Below are 20,684 nucleotides of genomic sequence, written 5' to 3' on the forward strand. Positions count from 1 at the left end.
TGGCGGAGCGGGGTGCTGGTGCGGGACGGGGGAAAGTGGCTAGAATTGCGCATTTGAAATAAATGTTATCGCCAGCGGGAGCACCATGCAGTTCAGGGATTTTTTGCCGGTATCGACCAATACCAGCGTCAAAGAGAGTTGTTACGGCGCCCTTGGCGCCCTCATCGGCTTGCTCGGCACCGCCTTGCTGTGCCGCTGGGGGCTGGGGCTCGAGGTGCACTGGCTCATCGCCCCCATGGGGGCCTCCGCCGTGCTGCTGTTTGCCGCGCCCGCCAGCCCCCTGGCCCAGCCCTGGTCCATCCTTGTGGGCAACGGGGTGTCGGCCCTGATGGGGGTATTGAGTGCGAGCCTGGTGCCGGACATGGCTATCGCTTCGGCCCTGGCGGTGATGCTGGCCATCGCCGCCATGTTCCTCACCCGCAGCCTGCACCCGCCCGGCGGCGCCGTGGCCCTGACCGCCGTCATCGGCGGCGAGGGGATCCGGGCGCTCGGGGTCGGCTACGTGCTGCTGCCGGTGCTGCTCAACTCCCTGTTGCTGCTGAGTCTGGGCTTGCTCTACAACCGCGCTCTGGGGCGTCGTTATCCCCATGGCGGCAAGGCGGCGCCCAATCGCCACCAGACGGCGGATCCCCAGCCGAGTGCCCGACTCGCCACCCAGGACATCGACTTTGCCCTGCAAAAGCACGGGGAACTGCTGGACATCAGCCGCCAGGATCTGCAAGAGCTGCTGCAGGAGGCCCAGTTGCACGCCCTGCGCGAGCGGGTGGGGACGGTACGGTGCCAGGATGTGATGTCGCGGGATCTCGTCGTGACGACGCCACAGGCGCTTGCCATGGAGGCGTGGCATCTGCTCTCCCACCACCAGATCAAGGCGCTGCCGGTGGTGGATGAGGGGGAGAGGCTGGTCGGCATCATCACCCTGCACGACCTGATGATCGACCGGGCGGGTCACCAGCCGAGGGCGAAGGAGGCCCTCGAGCAGCAGCAGGTGGCAGATCTGATGACCCGGGAGGTGCAGACGGCGCGGCGCTACCAGCCTCTCTACGATCTGGTGGATGCCTTCTCCGACGGGGGGCTGCACCACATGCCGGTGGTGGAAGGGGAGCAGCTGGTGGGCATCATCACCCAGTCCGACATGGTGGCGGCGCTCTTCACGCTGGCCCTGCAACCGGGGCTGGTGGAGGGGGAGACGCCTGTGAGCAATAAGAATGAGCCATAAGAAACGGGCCCCTTGCGGGGCCCGTGTCATTCAGGGTCTGGGATAGACGGTCTCCCCCATGAAGACCGTCTGCTCGACCTGGGTATCGGCGATCTGCTCCGGGGTGCCGGCCTTGACCAGGGCGAACAGGTCCCTGTCCAGCACGATGAAGTCCGCCGACTTGCCCGCCTCGATGGAGCCGGTGATGTCGCCCTGACGCACCGCCCTGGCGCCGTTGATGGTGTAGGCGGCCAGCATCTCGGCCAGCGAAGTGCGCTGACTGGCCCTAAAGCCGTCGCCGCTGCCTGCCGCCTTCACGATGCCGGCGGCCATGTTCTCGAACGGACGCGGGTCCCGGCTGTCCACCGGGGCGTCGCTGCCCGCCACCAGCACGGCGCCAGCCTGGCGCGAACGCTCGACCGGGTAGAGGGCGTCATGAAGATAGCCCATGGGATCGTAGATGGCCTCGCTCAGGGACTGCCCTGCCTTGGTTGGCTGGATGAAGGGGCTGACCAGCATGTCATAGGCAAGCTGGGGCGTGGTCCAGGCATAGGTGAAGGTGAGGTAGAGACCCAGCTCGCCGAGGCGCTGCTGATCGTCCGGGTGCACTACCTGCAGGTGGGCCAGGGTGTGGGGAATGCCGCTGTTGCCGTTGCTGGCGCGGGCCGCCTCCAGGGCATCGAGGGCCACCCGGGTACTGCGATCGCCGATGCTGTGCATGTGGATGCCAAACCCGGCCCCATCCAGCGCCGTGACGTAGCGCGTCAGATCCGCCTCCTTGTAGTTGACGATGCCGTTGCTGCCCGCATCCTCGCTGTCGGCGGTGATGCTCACCTCGCCGCTGGCGGGATCCAGGGCCAGATGGGGATGCTGGTAATTCTCCAGCATGCCGGCATTGGGCAGGAAGGGGGGGCTGGTGAAGGGATCCCCCTCCAGCACGCCGTCGAGGAAGATCTTGACCGCATCGGCCTTGATGAGGGGGTTGCCTGCGAAGGCGTCGCGCACTTGGTTCGCCTTGGCCAGGTGCCCGTCGATGTCCAGCTTGCCGCTGTAGTCATCCTGGTTGAAGCAGGTGGCGGCGGTGACGCGCATGTGCAGCAGATCCTGGTCCTGCATCTTGAGCAGCCGACCCCGGATGAAGTCGTTGGCGCAGGCATCCTGCACCCCCGTGATGCCGCGCGACGCCATCAGCGTCGAGATGGCGGGGAGTATCTTGTCATACTGGGCCGCTGCCTGTTCACCCTCCGCGCTCAGCACCCCGGTGTCGGGGACCGCAATGGCGCTGCGGGCCGCGTCCCGGACCACGCCGGTTGCGAGATCCACATAGGGGATGAAGGCCTCGAACACGCCGCCCGGAGCCAGGGTGGTGGCATTGAAGCCGACCACATTGCCGTCTTCGTCCTGTGCCTGCGCCAGGGCCTGGGAGTTGTAGCCGCCGGCATGGCCGTCGACCCCGGCCAGCATCACGGGGTTGTTCGGCGCCGCCGCATCCAGGGCCGCCAGCAGGGTGGCATGGGTGGCGGTGGGGGTGTTGCCGTCATAGGGCGACCACTGGTTGACCACCAGCCACTCCCCGGGAGCCGGGGCGTAGCGGGGCAGGCACTCGCCGATCTTGGCCGCCAGCTGATCCAGGTTGACGCTCTGGCCGTCCAGATCGCACATGTCCAGCGCCACGGTGCCTAGCAGATGGATGTGGTTGTCGTGCAGGCCCGGCAGCACCATTTTGCCTTGCAGATCCACCACCTGGGTCGCACTGTTTTTCAAGGCCTCGGCCCCTTCGCGAGTGCCCACGTAAGTGAACTTGCCCCCTTGCACCACCATGGCCTCGGCCTGGCTGCGTTGCCCATCCTGGGTGTGGATCTTGCCGTTGAGATAGAGGGTGTTGCCGAGGGATGGCTCACTGCTGTCTTGCTGGCAGCCGAGCAGGCCACCTAGCAGCAGGGCGATGGTGCCCAGCCTGAGATTGGGGTGTTTGCTATCCATAGCGCGCTCTCCTTGGGTTAATTGCAGTTCTTACTGCAGATATGAGCACCTATGGTTATTGCAGCTATTCTGAAAAATGCCAGTTATTACTGCGCTTTTTTTGACTTGTGTTTACCTTGTCTCATCATGTAGTTATGAACACCAGTCGCCCCTTGGGGGCGGATACCGCATCGGGGGAAGAAAATGTCACAACACGTGCTGCCGGCCGAACTTTGCATGCGGCGCCAACCCAGGCAACTGCGCAGCCAGGAGGTGGCGTGCCGCATCGAGCAGGCCACCCTGGCCCTGTTGCAGGAGCAGGGGTTTGCGGCCCTCAACACCAATGCCATCGCCGCCCGCGCCGGGGTGGGCATCAAGTCGCTCTACCACCTCTACCCCAACAAGGAGGCCATTATCTGCCGGCTGGCCATGGACTGGCTGGCGGCGGTGTGCGAGGCGCAGGAGCGCATCCGCGAGCAGGCCGACAACTGGCCCCAGACCCTGCTGCTGCTGGATCAGGCGCTGGAGGCGCTGGATGAGCGCTTCGTCGGGTATGGGGCACTGTGGCAGGCGATGGATCTCATCCCCGCCCTGCACGGGGTCGAGCAGGAGCACGAGGTGCGCCAGATTGCGTTCTGGTCCGAGCGGCTGCGCCACTTTGGCTGTCGCTGGCCCGAGCCCGAGCTCACCACCCTGGTGCGCTACTTCTATCGGACTGCGGACGTGGCCAAGCAGTGCACCAAGGGGCAGGGGGAGGCGGGCAGCGCGCTGTGGCAACTCCATAGACGCTGGAGCGAGCAGCTGATGATGGCGGCCATCGAGGAGGCGGATCCCGCCCGGGTCTGGCAGTCGATGCCGGGGCTGGCGCCGGGTTGCCAGACCCCTGCGAAGAGGAGCGAATAGAAGGGGGGCGAATAAAGAGAGGGAGTGCCAGGCACTCCCTCTCTTGTCCTGGGCGCGGCGGGTCAGCCGTAGCGGGCCAGGGTGAGCCCCTCGTCGCTGATATCCGGGGTATTGCCCGAGATGAGATCGCTGAGCAACTGGCCCGATCCTGCCGCCATGGTCCAGCCAAGGGTACCGTGGCCGGTATTGAGCCAGAGCCCGGGGATGGGGCTTGGGCCGACCAGGGGCGTGCCGTCCGGCGTCATGGGGCGTAGCCCGGTCCAGAAGGTGGCCTGCTCCAGATTTCCCCCCTGGGGGAAGAGATCCCTCACCACCATGGCCAGGGTATCGTGGCGTCTGGGGTTGAGCGCCAGGTTGAAGCCCGAGAGTTCGGCCATGCCGCCCACCCGGATCCGTTCGTCGAAGCGGGTGATGGCGACCTTGTAGGTCTCGTCCAGCACAGTGCTGCGCGGGGCACCCTCGGCATTCGTCATCGGCAGGGTGAGGGAGTAGCCCTTGACCGGGTAGACGGGGAGCTCAATTCCGAGGGGGCGCAGGAAGCCGGTGCCATAACTGCCGAGGGCACAGACGATGGCGTCGGCCTGGAAGCGCTGCTCGCCGGCACGGACCGCCACGGCGCATCCCTTTGCGATCTCGACCTCGTCGATGGCGCAGTTGAAGACGAAGCTCACCCCGAGCTTGCGCGCCTCGTCCGCCAGGGCCTGGGTGAAGCGGAAACAGTCACCGGTTTCATCTCCCGGCAGGCGCAGGCCCCCCACCACCTTGCCACGCACCCTTGCCAGGGCGGGCTCGACCTCCTCGCAGCCGTCGGCATTCAGAGACTGATAGGGGACGCCGTACTCCTCGAGCACGGTAATGTCGCGCTGGCTGGCATCGAGCTGGGCCTGACTGCGAAACAGTTGCAGGGTGCCGAGCTGGCGCCCTTCGTAGTCGAGCGCCAGCTCGCCCCGCAACTGCTTCATGCAGTCGCGGCTGTACTCGGCCAGCCGTACCATGCGCCCCTTGTTGACCGCATAGGCCGCCGGCGTGCAGTTGGCGAACATCTTCAGCATCCAGCGCAGCTGGAAGGGGTCCGAGGTGGGCCGCACCGTGAAGGGGGCGTGCTTTTGCAGCAGCCATTTGGCGGCCTTGAGGGGAATGCCGGGGGCAGCCCAGGGGGAAGCATAACCCGGGGAGATCTGACCCGCGTTGGCATGGCTGGTTTCAAGGGCCACCCCGTCACGCCGCTCCAGCAGGGTCACTTTGTGACCGGCCTTGGCCAGATACCAGGCGCTGGTCACACCGACCACGCCACCACCGAGTACCACTATGTCCATCTTGTCTCTCCTTGACTGGGGCCTCCACCTTAATCAGCCGCCACAGGATATTCAACTGGTGTCGATGTCATTGGTGGTTATCGCTATTCACATTTTGTTAACTGGCTCTCAATGTTGTCATTTTCTCACTTTCTGGCATGAAATCCGGTCGATTCAGAGCCGCTCCAGGTGGAGCAGATGATGCTCTGCCGTCGTCAGGATGGCTTGCTGCTGTTCTGTGGTTTGGCCATCCCAGTTGGCATAGGGCAGGGCGAGGCGAGGGTTGTTGCCAAGTTTGTCCCGGTTGCGCCAGAGAAAGTGCCAATAGAGGCTGTTGAAGGGGCAGCTGTCCGGCCCGCTGCGGGCCTTCACCTGATACTGACACCCCTTGCAGTAGTGGCCCATCCGCTCGAGATAGGCGCCGCTGCTGGCGTAGGGCTTGCTGCCCATCAGACCGCCATCGGCAAACTGGCTCATGCCGCGGGTGTTGGGCAGCTCCACCCACTCGATGGCATCCACATAGATACCCAGATACCAGGCATCCACCTCGTCAGGGTGGATCCCCGCCAGCAGGGCGAAGTTGCCGGTCACCATCAGCCGCTGGATATGGTGGGCATAGGCGTGCTCCAGAGACTGTCGAATGGCGTGACGCACGCAGGCCATGCTGGTTTCTCCATTCCAGAAAAAACCGGGCAGTGGTCGCTCGGCCCCGAGAAAGTTGGTGCGCCGATACTCGGGCATCTTTTCCCAGTAGAGGGCGCGGACAAACTCGCGCCAGCCGAGGATCTGGCGGATGAACCCCTCCACCTGCGCCAGGGAAATGGTGGCCTGATTGGCCTGCCAGTGAGCTTGCGCAGCGCGGATCACCTCGAGGGGATGGAGCATCTTGCTGTTCATGGAAAACGACAAGCGGCTGTGGAACAGGCTCCAGCCCCGCTCGCTCAGGGCGTCCTGATAGCGGCCGAAGTGGGGCAGGCAGTGTGCAAGGAAGTGCTCCAGCAGTGCGCGGCTCTGGCGCCGGGTGACGGGCCAGGGCAGGGCTCCCGCATCGGCTGTGCCAATGGTGGCGACGCCGTGGCGGGTCAGCATGGCATCGATGTCGCTCACCTCGTTGGCAAAGGTGAGGGGCGCCGGGATGGGTTGGCTCGCCGGCAATTTGGCGCGATTCTCGGCATCGAAGTTCCAGCGCCCCCCAAGGGGTTGGCCGCGCTCATCGAGCAACACCCGGTACTGCTTTCGCAGGGCGCGGTAGAAGAACTCCATCCGGCTGTGAGGGTAGCGTCGCCAGCCATCGCGGGGGGTGAGAAAATGTTCGCTGTCCACCTCAGCGGTCGGGATGGCAAGGCCTGAGGCCAACTGGGTCAGCTGGCTTGCAAGGCGCCACTCGTCCGGGCTCTGCCAGGCGAAGCGATCGGCCTGATGCGCTTCTAGCTGGGCCGCCAGCAAGCTCGGCAAATCGGGCCAGGGGGCGCTCTCATCGAGAGTCAGGTAGCAGACCCGGTGGCCCGCTTTGGTGAGGGCGGCGGCGAAGGCGCGCATGGCGGCAAAGAAGGCGAGCACCTTCTGGCGATGGTGGCGGCAGTAGTCCGTCTCCTGACGCAGCTCCGCCATCAGGTAGCAGACAGCGGGATCCGGCGTGCGAAACCAGCTGTGACCTGCGTTCAGTTGATCCCCGAGAATGAGGCGTAGCTCCATCAGGGGTGCTCCTTCCGACGACGGCAGCGTTCGCTGCAATAGCGCACTTCCTGCCAGCAGCGGGCCCACTTGCGCCGCCAGGCAAAAGGACGCAGGCAGACGGGACAGATCTTCTCGGGTAGATGGGGTTTGAGGTGCATGTGGCGGCCCTGTTGATGCCCTTGGTTTCTCTCTGCCTCCTTAACGAAGCACCATACGGTCGGGATCACTGGGGGAGCAGAAAGAGGCAATAGGGGGTGATTGCCACTCATGAAAAAGGCCCCCGCACCTGCCGGTTCGGGGGCCCTTGTTCTCGTAGCCGTTACTGGCTGCTGAAGAGCCTGGGCTGGGGAGTGGACTGCGCCGTCAGGGTCATGCGGCCCGAGGTTTCCAGCCAGCTCTTGATCTTTCTGGCATCGGCGACCCGTTCATCCGTGGTGTTGGCGTGAAGCAGTACCATGACCACGGGCTCGTTGTTGACCCGGGTTCCCATCACCAGGCAGCGCCCCGCCTCGCGGATATAACCGGTCTTGGAGACCAGAATGGGCCAGCTTCCTTCCCGTACCAGGCGGTTGGAGTTGAGGTAGTGCAGCTGGCGCTTGCCGTTGCGTACCAGACGCTGCTCGGAGGCTGTGTACTGGCGGATCAGCGGGTAGGTGGATGCGGCAGCAGCCAGTTTGGCGAGATCGTGTGCGGTGGAGACGTTGCGGGGGTTGAGCCCGGTGCTATCGGCGAAATGGGTGCTCCACATGCCGAGCATGCGGGCCTTGGCATTCATTGCCTCGATAAAGGCTTTGCGGCCACCCGGGTAGTGTCGTCCCAAGGCGGAGGCGGCGCGGTTTTCAGAGGACATCAGTGCGATGTGCAGCATGTCGGCGCGACTCAGACGCGAGCCCACCGCGAGGCGCGACCCCGTGCCCTTGAGTCTGTCCACGTCATCCATGGTGACGGTGAGGGTCTCGTTGAGGCGCTGATTGCCATCCAGTACCACCAGCGCTGTCATCAGCTTGGTGATGGAGGCGATGGACATCACCCGGTTGGCGTTGCGCTCTGCCAGTGTCTCGCCGGTTTTCGGGTTGACGACCACGTAGGCATCGGATCTCAGCGGAAGGTTGCTGCGGGGTTCGAGCAGGCTGTTGGTGGAAGAAGAGGTCGCAGAAAACGGGTTGGCATGGGCGCTTTCCATGCTGGCGGGAAGGAGGAAGGCGCCGAGCAGCAAGGGAAGAAAAGGACGAAGGTTCATGGTTTGACTCTACTACGACTCACAGGGACATTTGGCTAAGTTATATGACGGTAATTGACGCTTCACAACGTCTGGTGGCCGGATATTTCCATTTTATGGGTTGGCGCACCTTGAAATCCCCCGCATCGGGGCTATCGGGCCCGCAAAAGGGAGTCATAGAGGCCTGTCAGGCCATGGCAGACACGCCACTACGGGGGCGCACTATATGCTGGCGAGGGGCGGGATGACGACTCTTTTTGCACCTTTCGGTGCCTTGGGATGATGAAGGGGTCGTTAATGGCGACCATGGCGATAAAAACGGCGCCCGGCAGGGAAGATGGTCCGCTGCATTATCGCCGTTTTGCCCCGCGTCATCCTCCCATCATCCGCGCGGTCTGAATGGCCTCGATCAGCGCGGCCCGATTGATGCGGGGGCGCTCCTCGTCCAGCAATTGCTGCCAGAGGGCGATGGCCTGGCTGTAGCGACCGTGCAGGAAGTGATCGGAGGCGAGCAGCATCAGGGCGCTCACCTCGCCCTTGTCCTGCTTGAGGGCGCTCTCCAGCAGGCGGGTTGCCTCGGGAGTCAGCTGCTGGCCCGCCTGGTAGTAGAGCACAGTCGCCTGGGCGGCCTGGGTCGCCGCACTGGCCCCCCCTTCTTGCAGAGCGAGGCGCTGGTAGGCGAGCAGGGCGTTGGCGTACTCGTCCCGATAGAGATAGAGCTGGCCGAGCGCCGCCCAGCCGTCGAGATCGGCAGGGTTGGCTTGCAGACGCTGGTGCAGGGCGCCCAGCTCCTTGTCCTGCAGATCCCGCGGGCTCAATCCCGCCAGCGGATCGGGGCGTGACTGATAAGCCTGCCACGCCTGATAGCGGCCGGTGCCGGCATAAATACCGACCATCAGCGCCAGTAGCAGGCCCCCAAGCAGTATCCAGGTGCGCAGCCAGAGCTGCGGACGAGCGGTGCGATCTCTTACCAGCCGCTCGCGCAGGGCCTGCTCGGCAGGTGGGGTGGCGTTGGCGAGGCGGGCCAGTTCCAGCTCCCGGTAGAGGCGGCTGTGGGGGGCAAGCCCTGCCTGCTGCTCGGCCATGATCAGCCGGTTCAGCTCGGCCCTGGGGTCGTGGGCGAGCGCCCCCTCGGCTCTGTCGCCGATAAGCGGCACCCGCGCCGGTTGCCGGCGATGCAGGCTCCTGCGCAGGCGACTGAGGGCCAGCAACAGCAAGAGGGCGGGGCCGCCCCACAGCAGGGCCGTGCTGCGCTTGAAGGGAGGATCGTAGCGCACGAAATCGCCGAAGCGCTCCGTCATGCGAGCGATCACCTGCTCATCAGACTGCCCCTCGTCCACCCAGCGGTAGACCTCGAGCCGCAGATCCCGGGCGATGGGGGAGTTGGACTCCACCAGGTTCTGGTTCTGACACTGGGGGCAGCGCAGGGCGCGGGCCAGTTCCTGAGCGCGGGTCTGCCGCTCGGGGTGGCGAAACTCATAGGTGTCGACCCCGCTGGCAAGGGCCCCGAGGCTCAAGGCCAGCAAGAGCGGCGCGATCAGGGCGTGGCCGAGACGGCTCATGGCTTGCTCTCCCGCACTTGTCTCTCTACTTCTCTCTCCACTGCTCTTTCCACTTCGGGCTGGCGAGCGGTGTTGCTGCGGGCCTTTGCAAGCAGGGGGGCAAACTGGCGTTGCCAGACTTCCCGTGTGAGCTCACCCGTGTGGCGGGTCAGCAGGGTGCCGTCGCCGGCAAAGAGATAGGTCTCCGGCGTGCCGAAGACGCCGAGCTCCAGTGCGAGTCGGCCGTCGGGGTCGGCCAGCACGGCGCGATAGGGGTTGCCCGCCTGGGCAAGCCAGGCGCGGGCGGCATCCCCCTTGTCCCGGTAGTTGAGGCCGTAGAGGGGCACGGCGCTAGCCAGCTCACCCAGCAGCGGATGCTCGGCGCGGCAGTTGGGGCACCAGCTGGCCCAGACGTTGAGCACGAAGGGCTCCCCCTTGAGCGCCTCGGTGTGGATGGGGGCGCCGCCAAACAGATCGGCACTCTGCCAGGCGGGCAGGGAGCGCCCGGCGACGGCCTCATCCTGGCTGTAGGGGTTGTTGCCAAGGCCGAGCCAGAGCAGAGCACCGAGCCCCAGGGTGAGCACGAGCGGCATGAACAGGAGCAGACGGGCGTTCATAAGGACTCCTGTTCAAGCCGAGGGTAGGGGGCGGCCGCTGCCGCAGGATGGTTAGCCAGCAGCGGCCGGCGGGCGAGCAGGCGCAGGGCGCCGCCCGCCATCATCAACAGGCCGCCGAGCCAGATCCAGCGCACCAGCGGCTTGTAGTGCAGCCGCATGGCATAGGCGCCGGGCCCCATCTTCTCGCCAAGCACCACGTAGAGATCGCCGAGCATTCCCCACGCAATGCCGGGTTCGTTCATGTTCATGGTGCGCACGCTGTAGTGACGCCGCTCCGGCGTCAGCCGCGCCACCTCTTTACCGTCCTTGTGCACGCTGAGCGTGATGTGCTCGGCGGTGTAGTTGGGGCCGATGATCGGCTCGCTCCCCTCATAGCGAAACTCGAAGGCGCCGAGCCGATAGGGTTGGCCTGCGGCGAGCACGGCGCCCCCCTCCTGACTGTGGTGACTCACCTGCGCAATGCCGAGGGCGCACACCGCCACCCCGAGGTGGGCCAGCAGGCTGCCAAGCCGATTGAGGGTGAGCTCGCGCAGGGCGACCGGTTGCAAGAGCGGGAGCAGCAGGCTGGCCATCAGCCAGAGGCTCAGCACGTTGGCCGCAAGCCCGAGCCAGCTTGCCCGCAGCGGCTCTGGATAGGCGAGGCTCAGCAAGGTACCCCCCAGCAGGCCGAGCAGGCATGGGAGCAGCACCCTGATGCGGCGCTGGGCTGCCAGATGCTGCCAGCGCAGGCGCGGCAGCTGGGTCATCAGCGCCATCAGGCAGAGGGCCAGCGGCACGAAGATGGTATTGAAATAGGGGGCGCCCACCGAGAGTGAGCCCAGATGGAGCGACTGGAACACCATGGGGTAGAAGGTGCCGAGCAGCACGCTGGCGCAGGCCACGCAAAGCAGCAGGATGGCGGCGCCGAGCAGCCCCTCTTTTGACAGCAAGCCAAAGCGGGCATAGGGGGCGCGAATGTCCGCCCGCAGGGCAAACAGGGTGAGGGCGCAGGTCAATAGCAAGCCGAGCAACAACAAGAGGGTGAGGCCGCGGCTGGGGTCCACCGCAAAGGCGTGCACCGAGGTGAGCACCCCGGAGCGCACCACGAAGGTGCCGAGCAGGCTCAGCGAGAAAGTAAAGATGGAAAGCAGCAGCACGGCGTGGCCGTAAGCGCCGCGCTTCTCGCACACCACCAGGGCGTGCAGCAGGGCGGTGCCGAGCAGCCAGGGTAAGAGGGAGGCATTTTCCACCGGATCCCAGAACCACCAGCCCCCCCAGCCGAGCTCGTAATAGGCCCACCAGGAGCCCAGCACGATGCCGGCGGTGAGAAACACCCAGGATCCGAGCGCCCAGGGGCGGCTCCAGTGGGCCACGGCGCCATCGAGCCGACCGGAGTGCAGCGCCGCCATGGCGAAGGCGAAGTTGACCGCAAAGCCGACGTAACCGAGATAGAGCAGGGGCGGGTGGATGATGAGGCCGATATCCTGCAGCATGGGGTTGAGATCGCGCCCCTCCAGCGGCCCCGGGAACTGGCGGTCAAACGGGCTGGAGAAGATCAGGGTATAGAGGCCGAACAGCCCGACGATCAGCCCCATGATGGCCAATACCCGGGTGCGGATCAGCGGATCGACCCGCCTGGAGCAAAGGGCCACCAGGGCGCCCCACAGCCCCAGCGCAAAGACAAAGAACAGCATGGAGCCCTCGTGGCCGCCCCACACGGCTGCCAGCTTGAAGCCAAGAGGCAGGGCGCTGTTGGCGTGCTGGGCCACATAGACCAGGGTGAAGTCATCGAAGCCAAAACAGCTGGCGAGCAGCAGCAGGGCGGCCCCGAGCAGGAGCGCGACCAGGAGGGCCAGCGGTGATGCGCAGCCCAGCAGCGGGCGTGAGGCGAGCCGCAGTCCCAGCCAGGGCAGCAGCCCTTGCAGCAGGGCGAGCCCGGTCGCCAGCAACAGTGAGAGATAGCCGAGCTCCGCCAGCACACAACCTCCAGTCAATCATTCGTCTATGTTATGCCGCAGCGTCTGCTGCCGTACCGGCGCTGGGGGATAACATCCACATTTCTGGCAACAATCAATCGCAACAACTCATCGCAACAAATAAGCGCCAGTCTCCCGAAGGGCGGCTGGCGCTTATCCCCAGCTTTCAATAACCGATTCACGATCCGTCGTGAGAGGTCGTCAGCAAGGTAAAGAGCAGCGCAGGAACCGGAGTGTATGTTAATACATGAGGATTCCGAGCAGCACATGAGCCTTGATCACGGCCTCGCAACAGGAGCGTGAACCGGTTTTTAAACTACCGTCATCTGGCCGGCATAAAGCACGAAGTAGCGCAGCAACAGGATCCCCACCAGGGTCAGGCTGCAGACCAGCACCAGATAGCCGTTTTTGGCCCGCAGCGGTGCGGGAGCCAGCAGGGCCAGCAACTGGGGCAGCAGCATGCCGATGCCCACCACCCCGAGCCAGAACACCTGAGCCCAGAAGCCGCTGCCGATGGCGGCCCACATGGCTGCCTCCTTCTGGCCGCCACCGAAGTAGAGGCCGGTAAAGAAGCAGACCAGCAGCAACACCTCCACCGCCAGCACTGGCCGCTCGAAGCGGTGGACAAAGCTCACCCCCTGGCTGTGATGGTTCTCCTTGAACAGGGTGACCGCCAGCAAGATGGTGGAAGCGATGCCGGAGCTGACGCCGGAGATGAGGAACAGCACCGGCAGCACCGGGTTGTTCAAGAGCGGATAGGTCTTGAGCGCCGACAGCAGAAATCCGGTGTAGGCCCCCAAGAGCACGGCAAGCAGCAGCAAGAGCGGCGCCAGCAGCCGCTCGATGCGGGCAAGCCAAGCGATGAGATCATCCACAAAGGCGAACTTCTCTTGCAGCAGGTGACGGCGCAATGTCTCGATCTCGGAGCGAAACACCACCGCCAGCCAGGCGAACAGCACCGCCATGTAGACCTGGAACAGCATGACCCCCATCGACATCACGGAGTCGAACTGGTAGTGGAACATCAGCTTCCAGAAGGTCCAGGGACGGGCCAGGTGGAAGATGAGGATCAGTAACCCCAGCACCACGCTCACCGGCGCCAGAATGGCAGTCGCCTTGATGATGCCGCTCTCGCTGCCGGCTCCCTTGCGGCGCAGCAGCACCGAGAGGGTGGTGGCCCCGGCGGAGATGCCGAGCAGAAAGAGATAGATGGCGATCGGCCAGTCCCACACCAGCGAGGAGAAGTGAAATGCGTCATGCAACATGATCCATTCCTCCTTCTGTTACTGCGGTAGATGGCGATCGGACAAATCCCCACACGAGGGAAGGGAAGTGAAACGCCTCTTGCATCGTCATGACTTTATCTCCCCTTTGGGCACGCGATACATCTTGGGCGAGGTGCCGAGTGCCTGCTTGTAGCGATAGGTGGTCTCCTTTACCAGCCGTTTGGCGATGGGGCTGTCCGGGTCATCCAGATTGCCGAACACCAGCGCTTTGGTGGGACAGGATTCCACGCAGGCTGGCTCCTTGCCCGCCGCCAAGTTGGTCTTGCGGCAAAAGTCGCACTTGTCGGCCACCTTGGTCACAGGGTTGATAAAGCGCACCTGATAGGGGCAAGCGGCCAGACAGTACATGCAGCCGACGCAGAGATCCGGGTTGACGTCGACGATGCCATCCTCCTTGCGAATATGGGAGGCACCGGTGGGGCAGACGTGCACGCAGGGGGCGTTGTCGCAGTGCTGGCAGGACTTGCGAAAGAAGTGGTACTCGGCATCGGGGAATTCACCGATGGGGCCGGAGCGGATGATCTCGAGGCGCGAGACCCCCTCTGGCAACTGATTCACCTCCCGGCAGGCATCCATGCAGGCGGTACAGCCGATGCAGGCCGTCTCGTCGTGGAGCATGCCAAAGCGTACCCCGTCGATGGTCTGGCTGTGGGCGAGGGGGGTGGCAAGGGAGCGGGTGTTGGCACGAGCAGCCCCCGTCATCATGATGAGTGCCCCCGCGCTCATCCCCGCCATGAAGTGACGGCGAGAGCAGCTCATGGTGCCTCCTTGCCCGAGGTGGTGTTCGCCTTGGCCGCCTTGACGGCCTCATGCTGCTTGCTGTGGCAGTCGACGCAGAGCTTGATGCGGGACTTCTCCGGAATAGCCACCATGGGCTCCTTGGCCGGGTGCAGCTGGTGGCAGCTGGTGCAGGTGAGCTTGGTGGCGTGCACGTCGTGGGCCCAGAGCGCCTCGCGCAGCACTTTGGGCTCGTGACAGCTCATGCAGACCCCGTTCTGCTCGGCGATGGGGTAGCGCTCGGTGCTCTGTTTGTTATTGAAGCTGTCGCTAAAGCGCATCACGTCCTTGACCCCTTCCCGGTGTTGGGGGGAGGGTTGACCGTGGCAGTTGGTGCAGGTTACCGGCGCCAGGTTGTTGGGGTTGGTCGCCTGGCCGTGCTTGCCGTGCATGCCTTCGACCTGCTCCTTGTGGCAGTCGGTGCAAGCCTTGTCGGCACTGCGCAGAAATTCCACTTCATGTGTAGTCGGTGCCGGGGCGGTTGCCGCATCGGCCGCCTGGCCCTGCAGGCTGGTGAGCAGCATGGCTGCCATCAGCATCAGTCGTAAGAAATCCATCGTTAAATCACCCATAGGAAGCCTCCATCCGGCTGCGGGCCCGACACTGCGGGCCCGCATGCCTCGTCATTGTGCGAGCCGTCCGGCCGCTTTGGCCTCGGCATCCCAGGCGGGGACTGTGGTCTTGAGGAACTGGGCCTTGTCGCTGTTCATCTGCTTCATGTCCATGCCAAGAGCGGCCTGGGCCTTCTCCTTGCTGGAGATGTCAGGAATGGCGATCTCGTGGCTGATCCCCTTGGCGGCCAGCAGGCGTGCCAGCTTGGTGCGGGCGTCGGCGGCCTTGTCCAGGGCGGTTCCCAGCATGCGCAGCGCCACTTCCGGGGCGTGCATCTGCACCCCGTGGGAGGCGATGGAGAAGTCCCAGCGCCATTGGGCGTGACGGATGTCCTGCAGAATGTCCTTCATCTCGGCTTCGGTGGCGCCGGCATCCCAGGCGGCCTTGGCTTCAAAGTGGGCGTGCACCAGCTGCTTCTCGACTTTGAGTTTGATCTCGGTGACGGCATCCTTGCGTTGCTTGACCACCCCTTGCAGCATCTCTTTGCTCTGGGTGTGGCAGTTGCGGCAGGTCTGATCGAAGCGATCGAAGGGGTTGCCTACCTTGTGATCGGTGTAGACCTTGCCCTGCTCGTTCTGCACCTTGGGCATGTGGCAGTCGACGCAGGCGACGTTGTTCTGGCCGTGAATGCCGGCGCGCCAGGTCTCGTACTCGGGGTGCTGGGCTTTGAGCATGGGGGTTTTGGAGAGGGCATGGGTCCAGTCGGCAAAGCCGATTTCATCGTAATACTGCTCCATCTGCTCAACTGTGGTGCCCTTGTCCCAGGGGAATTTCACCGCCTTGGTGGGGCCGCTGAAGTAGTACTCCACGTGGCACTGGCCGCACACCTGAGACTGCTGATCGAAGCGTCCCTGCTCCTTGAACGGCTTGCCGATGGCGGTCATGGCCCGGTCGGCATAGGGACGGGAGAGGTGCAGGGCGGGCTTGCCCTCCTTGAACTCTTTCGAGGCGGTGTCGTGGCAGTCGGCGCAGCCGATGGTGTTGACGATTTCCGGTCCGCCTTTTGCCCACATCCCCTTGAAGTAGCCATCCTCACCCTTCTCGTCGATGACGCGGGCCACGTCCGGGCCTTTGCAGCTCCAGCAGGCCATGGGCAGCGGACCGTCTTCGGCGGTCTTGGGGGCGCCGGTACGCAGGGTTTCCCGCACGTCGGTCAGCGCATAGAAGTGGCCGCGCGGCTTGTTGTAATCCTTGGAGAAGGGGTAGCCGGCCCAGAGCACCACCATCTGCGGATCTTCCGCCAGGGCGTCGGTGCGCTCGCGGCTCTCGCTGGTGCCTTTCCAGCTGGTGAACTGATCGGCGTGATCCTTGGCGAACAGCTCGCTGCGCGCCTCAATCTTCCCTTTGGGGGCACTGTCGTCTGCCTGTGCCAGACTGCCTGCACCCAGCAGGACGGTCAGCAGCAGGGCCGCCAGCCCTGGTCGAAATAGCTTGTCATATGAACCCACGGTCATCACTCCCAGATAAAAAGTCCATGTCGGGCCTGACCGTTCCATCTTGGTGTGGACATCTGTGCTCATCTTCGACGGGCATGGCAGGCCGATCCATTGTTATGGCTGCATATAAATCGGTGTTTATGCAATTGCTCGGGGGAATAATACCAAATGGGTAAAATGGATAATCATTTATCCCCGTGGGAGTTGCGCTAGATCAATTGAGGGGATGGAGGGATGCCAAAAGTGCGATCCAGGTGGAATTATTGAACCTCATCCGAGGGTTATTTCCACCCGTTCTCTTTTGATGAAAATAGGTAAAAACGATGTTCATCATGCTGGCTAGGGGGGGAAGGGCGAGAGGCGGCGGAGAGATACACCGCCTGAAGAGAGAGAATGAACTGCTGATGTTGAATTTAAATTCAATATTAAGCTTGCGAAGGGGTGAGGGGGAGGCTTCGGTTTTCCATCCCCATGGCCCCTGTCAAGGGGCTCTGTGACAGAAGCTGTCGTAGAAATGGGTGCCAAGAGAGCCATCTATTTTTATAAAAGAGAAATTAAGGGCTTTATTCCAGCATATTCGCGACCTGGTAGCGTGTTATTGAATTTAATAGGACGGTTGGCGGCATTTACTTTCGATATTATCGAAAATGACGAAGGGTTATAGGGGGGGATTGACGGTAAAATAGCCGCCTGTCACGGAGACTTTCCCTTTACGCTTCATGTGCTGGGAAGTCTGTGTTTACCCGTTGGAGGATATATGGCCGAGCTGCGAATCGATAAACCGACTCTTATTGCCAAGGTGGAGGGCGCCGTGTTTGTGATGGATGCGGACGGCTCTTTGCGCCGTGCCACCCCTGGCATGCAACTGGAGCCCGGGATGCGCCTGCTCACCGAATCCGACGGACAGGTGGAGCTGGCGGAGGCGGGCAGCGAACGCCCCGAGCCCGCCCGGCCCGAGGCGGCACTGCCCGCCGGTGCCGATGCCGAGCTGGCGAGCCTCCAGGAGGCGATCCGTCAGGGGGCAGACCCGACCAAATTGTTTGAAGAGACGGCGGCGGGCAACGCCGGGGCCGGTACCACTGGTGGCGTGGTCGGCTCCAGCGCCGGCGGTTTCGTGGTGGTGGATCGCATCAATGATGCGACTCTGGCCGAGGCGGGATTTGACACCAGCCATGAGGCGCGTCAGCCGGGCGACGAGCTGCTCTATGCCGAAGATCAGGATCTGCTGGCCGCCATCACCATCACAGAGCCCCAGACCGACGACAACATCATCAATGCCGACGAGGCGACCGGCGTCATCATCCGCGGCTTTGTCGAGGATGTGGAAGTCGGCCAGACCGTCACCGTCACCCTGATAGATCAGGATGGCAACCGCCTGACCACCACCACAGTGGTGCTGCCCGGCTTCGTCTGGGAGGCAAACTTCGGCGACGTCACCGGCAAACTGGTGGACGGCCCCCTGACCATCCAGGCCGATACCCAGGACGCGGCTGGCAACCGGGCCAGCGACACCGGCCAGACCCTGCTCGACACCATCACCACCATTACCCTGGATTTGGCGGACGAGAGCGACACCGGCACCAGCCAGACCGATGATCTGACCCGCGACACCACACCGCTACTGCAAGGGAAGGGGGAGCCTGGCGCTACCGTTACCCTGACCCTGGAAGGCAAGGTGATGGTCGTGCTCACCGTGGATGGCAACGGCAACTGGCAATATCAGATCCCCGATACCCTGGCCGATGGCGCCCATGATTTTCGCGTCGATGCGGTGGACATCGCGGGCAACCGGGCCAGCGACACCCTGACGGTGACGGTGGATACCCGTGCCGCCATCGACATCGACGATCTCGATACCGACAGCATCCTCGGCCATGACAAGGTCACCCTGAGCGGCAGTACCACGGACGTGGAGGCGGGGCAGCGGGTGACCATCACCCTGGTTGGCCAGAATGGCCAGACCCTCTTCAGCGGCAGTGCCCTGGTGGGCAGTGACGGCCGCTGGCAACTGGGAGGCCTGGATCTCTCCAGCATCCAGGGCCCCTACGAGGTACGCGCCGAGGTGACGGATCTGGCGGGCAACCGGGTGATCGACGGGGCTCCCCTCATTGGTCAGAGCGATACCCTGACCCTCTCCGAGGCGGATCTCGCCAAGGGGCCGGTGAGTGCCACCGGATCCCTGCACACCGGTGCCGGGCTTGATGGCAACCTGCAGGTGAGTTTTTCCGCCGATCAAGGTGCCCTCAATCAGCTTGGCCTGACCAGCCACGGGACGGCGCTCGCCTACCAGGTCAGCGGCCAGACCCTCACCGCCAGCGCGGGGGGCGTGACCGTCTTCACCCTGACCCTGGCCAACGACGGCAGCTATCGCATCGTCTGGAACCAGAGCCTGGATCACGGCCAGGATAGCCTGAGCCTGCCCTTTGCCCTGGAGTACCGCGACAGCGACGGGGATCGGGTGAGCGCCAATCTCACCGTCAACCTGGAGGACAGCACACCGCCGGACTTCACCATCGCCCCCATCAGCCTCACGGAGGATGATTTCACCAATCCGGCGGCGGTGGTGGGACAGAGCCAGTTCGTGGTGGGCCATCAGTCCGATCCCTTGGTGGCAACAAGTGCCGTCTTCGCGGATCAGAGTGCAACCCTGGCCCGTCTCAACGGCAGCGGCATCAGCAGCGACGGCCACGCCTTGACCTTCGAATTCACCGGCGATCGCCTGCTGACGGGGTATTACCTGGATGGCAATGGCAAGCGGGTCGAGGTGCTGAAGGCCGAGCTGACCGCCAGCCAACATGGCAGTGATATCGACGGCAATGTCACCGTCTCCCTCAATGGGCCTCTGGATCATCAGGGCAGCGACCAGCTCTCCCTCGGGCTCACCGTTTCCGCCAAGGAGATAGACGGCGACGAGACCCGCGCCGACCTGGTTGTCTCCATCAGCGACGGTGTGGATCCCCGCCTTGGCATCGATAGCGGGGTCACCTTGCAGGAAGGGGCCTCTGGCCAGACCCTGGATGGCCAGTTGCCGGTGAGCGTGGGGAGCGACCGCCTGGTGTCGCTGAACTTCGAGGCAAGCCAGCCCGGCCTGAATGGCCTCACCAGCGGCGGCCAGCCGACCCACTATCAGGTCAACGGCAACGTCATCACCCTGCTGGATGCGGGCGGCAAGACCATTCTGACCGTGACCCTGGGGCTGGATGGCAAGTACCAGGTGGTGCTCGACGGCGTGCTGGATCAACCGGCCAGCACCAACAGCGTCAATCTGGGGCTGCAGGTGCAAGGCACCGACTTTGACGGGGACAAGAGCAACCTTGGCACCCTCAATATTCATATCACCGACGGCGTGCTGCCCCAGGTCGACCCCGTCTCCCTCACCCTGGTGGAGGACAGCGACTGGAGCGCAGCCCAGACCCTCACCGGGGATCTGGCCATCACCGCCGGGGCCGACCCTCTGGTCAACATCGCATTCGATGCCAGCCAGCCCGGCCTGCAGGGGCTCACCAGCGGCGGCCAGCCCGTGGTCATCACCATCAGCGGCAACAGCATCAGCGGCACCGTCAACGGCCAGAACGTCTTCACGTTGACGCTGGATCAGAACGGTCACTACGTCTTCACCCTGAACCAGCCGCTGGATCAGGGGAGTGCAGACAGTCTACTCAAGGCGGGCTTTACCCTGACCGACAGTGACGGAGATAAAGTCTCCTCCACCCTGAGCGTTGCCATCGGCGACGGGGCCAATCCGGTCATCAGCGCCGTGACCGGCACCGAGATGACGGAGGCGAACCAGGGGGCGAAGGATGTGGTGAGCCACATGAGCTTCACCGTGAACCACGGTTCCGATGCCTTGGCGCCCGATAGCCTCAAGTTCGATATCGCAGCCATTCAGCAGAGCCTGGATGGCAAGTACAGCAGCCACGGCAGCCCGGTTACCTTCACCCTGGATGCCAGCGGCGAGCTGGTGGGGACCAGCGCGGACGGCCGCGAGGTGCTGCGGGCCGAGCTGGATTTGGTGGAGAGCAACGGCAACTGGAGCGTCACCGCCAAGGTGACCCTGGGGGCCGAGCTGGATCACCAGGGCAGCGAATCCCTCGACCTGCCGCTCACCGTCACCCTGACCGACAAGGATGGGGACAGGGTCTCCACCGACTTGCCGCTCACCATCAAGGACGGCCATGCACCGCACTTCGTGGCGGGCAGCGGGGT

Annotated in this window: 15 protein-coding genes; 3 read left to right on the plus strand and 12 right to left on the minus strand. The window is 64.0% G+C overall.

The window, feature by feature from the left end:
* Positions 1 to 85: 85 nt before the first annotated feature.
* Positions 86 to 1,219, plus strand: a complete 1,134-nt coding sequence (locus AB5Y93_RS11420) for an HPP family protein (RefSeq protein WP_368229367.1) — start codon at positions 86 to 88, stop codon at positions 1,217 to 1,219.
* 30 nt (positions 1,220 to 1,249) lie between these two features.
* On the opposite strand, the gene AB5Y93_RS11425 is transcribed toward AB5Y93_RS11420, so the two are convergent.
* The gene (locus AB5Y93_RS11425; RefSeq protein WP_368229368.1) at positions 1,250 to 3,181 is read right to left on the minus strand and encodes an amidohydrolase; all 1,932 of its coding nucleotides are present in this window, start codon (positions 3,179 to 3,181) and stop codon (positions 1,250 to 1,252) included.
* Positions 3,182 to 3,364: 183 nt separating this feature from the next.
* Here AB5Y93_RS11425 and AB5Y93_RS11430 point away from each other — a divergent pair, with 183 nt between their 5' ends.
* Positions 3,365 to 4,063, plus strand: coding sequence for a TetR/AcrR family transcriptional regulator (locus tag AB5Y93_RS11430; protein ID WP_368229369.1), 699 nt, complete (start codon positions 3,365 to 3,367; stop codon positions 4,061 to 4,063).
* A 62-nt stretch (positions 4,064 to 4,125) separates the two neighbouring features.
* Here the strand turns inward: AB5Y93_RS11430 and AB5Y93_RS11435 are convergent, their stop codons facing one another.
* The 11 genes from AB5Y93_RS11435 to nrfA all read right to left on the minus strand — a co-directional run bounded on the left by AB5Y93_RS11435 (position 4,126) and on the right by nrfA (position 16,496).
* Positions 4,126 to 5,379, minus strand: a complete 1,254-nt coding sequence (locus AB5Y93_RS11435) for a D-amino acid dehydrogenase (RefSeq protein ID WP_368229370.1) — start codon at positions 5,377 to 5,379, stop codon at positions 4,126 to 4,128.
* A 153-nt stretch (positions 5,380 to 5,532) separates the two neighbouring features.
* Entirely contained in the window at positions 5,533 to 7,053 is a 1,521-nt protein-coding gene (locus AB5Y93_RS11440; RefSeq protein ID WP_368229372.1) for a cryptochrome/photolyase family protein, read from the minus strand.
* The gene (locus tag AB5Y93_RS11445) at positions 7,053 to 7,193 is read right to left on the minus strand and encodes a DUF2256 domain-containing protein (RefSeq protein WP_080768040.1); all 141 of its coding nucleotides are present in this window, start codon (positions 7,191 to 7,193) and stop codon (positions 7,053 to 7,055) included. Before AB5Y93_RS11445 ends, AB5Y93_RS11440 begins: the two co-directional genes overlap by 1 nt.
* Before the next feature lie 161 nt (positions 7,194 to 7,354).
* Positions 7,355 to 8,275 carry a serine hydrolase gene (locus AB5Y93_RS11450; RefSeq protein WP_029314613.1) on the minus strand — a complete coding sequence of 307 codons (921 nt, stop codon included), beginning with the start codon at positions 8,273 to 8,275 and terminating at the stop codon, positions 7,355 to 7,357.
* Positions 8,276 to 8,625: 350 nt separating this feature from the next.
* A complete protein-coding gene (gene nrfF, locus AB5Y93_RS11455) occupies positions 8,626 to 9,816 on the minus strand; it encodes a heme lyase NrfEFG subunit NrfF (protein ID WP_368229374.1) in 1,191 nt (396 codons plus the stop codon).
* The gene (locus AB5Y93_RS11460; RefSeq protein ID WP_368229375.1) at positions 9,813 to 10,412 is read right to left on the minus strand and encodes a DsbE family thiol:disulfide interchange protein; all 600 of its coding nucleotides are present in this window, start codon (positions 10,410 to 10,412) and stop codon (positions 9,813 to 9,815) included. The genes nrfF and AB5Y93_RS11460 overlap by 4 nt, the downstream gene beginning before the upstream one ends.
* A complete protein-coding gene (nrfE, locus tag AB5Y93_RS11465) occupies positions 10,409 to 12,370 on the minus strand; it encodes a heme lyase NrfEFG subunit NrfE (protein ID WP_368229377.1) in 1,962 nt (653 codons plus the stop codon). The genes AB5Y93_RS11460 and nrfE overlap by 4 nt, the downstream gene beginning before the upstream one ends.
* Before the next feature lie 308 nt (positions 12,371 to 12,678).
* Positions 12,679 to 13,632: a cytochrome c nitrite reductase subunit NrfD gene (gene nrfD, locus AB5Y93_RS11470; RefSeq protein ID WP_017409582.1), complete on the minus strand. Its 954-nt coding sequence runs from the start codon at positions 13,630 to 13,632 to the stop codon at positions 12,679 to 12,681.
* 87 nt (positions 13,633 to 13,719) lie between these two features.
* A complete protein-coding gene (nrfC, locus tag AB5Y93_RS11475) occupies positions 13,720 to 14,412 on the minus strand; it encodes a cytochrome c nitrite reductase Fe-S protein (RefSeq protein WP_368229379.1) in 693 nt (230 codons plus the stop codon).
* Positions 14,409 to 15,002 (minus strand): cytochrome c nitrite reductase pentaheme subunit, encoded by a 594-nt coding sequence (nrfB, locus tag AB5Y93_RS11480; RefSeq protein ID WP_319901777.1) that lies wholly within the window; start codon positions 15,000 to 15,002, stop codon positions 14,409 to 14,411. The genes nrfC and nrfB overlap by 4 nt, the downstream gene beginning before the upstream one ends.
* Positions 15,003 to 15,053: 51 nt before the next feature.
* Complete coding sequence (nrfA, locus tag AB5Y93_RS11485) at positions 15,054 to 16,496, minus strand: ammonia-forming nitrite reductase cytochrome c552 subunit (RefSeq protein WP_223919561.1); 1,443 nt, start codon at positions 16,494 to 16,496, stop codon at positions 15,054 to 15,056.
* Positions 16,497 to 17,235: 739 nt separating this feature from the next.
* Here nrfA and AB5Y93_RS11490 point away from each other — a divergent pair.
* Positions 17,236 to 20,684 (plus strand): retention module-containing protein (locus tag AB5Y93_RS11490; RefSeq protein WP_368229381.1); only part of this gene is annotated, 3,449 nt, incomplete at its 3' end.

Source organism: Aeromonas sp. R10-1 (genome assembly GCF_040908465.1).
Lineage (GTDB): Bacteria > Pseudomonadota > Gammaproteobacteria > Enterobacterales > Aeromonadaceae > Aeromonas > Aeromonas caviae.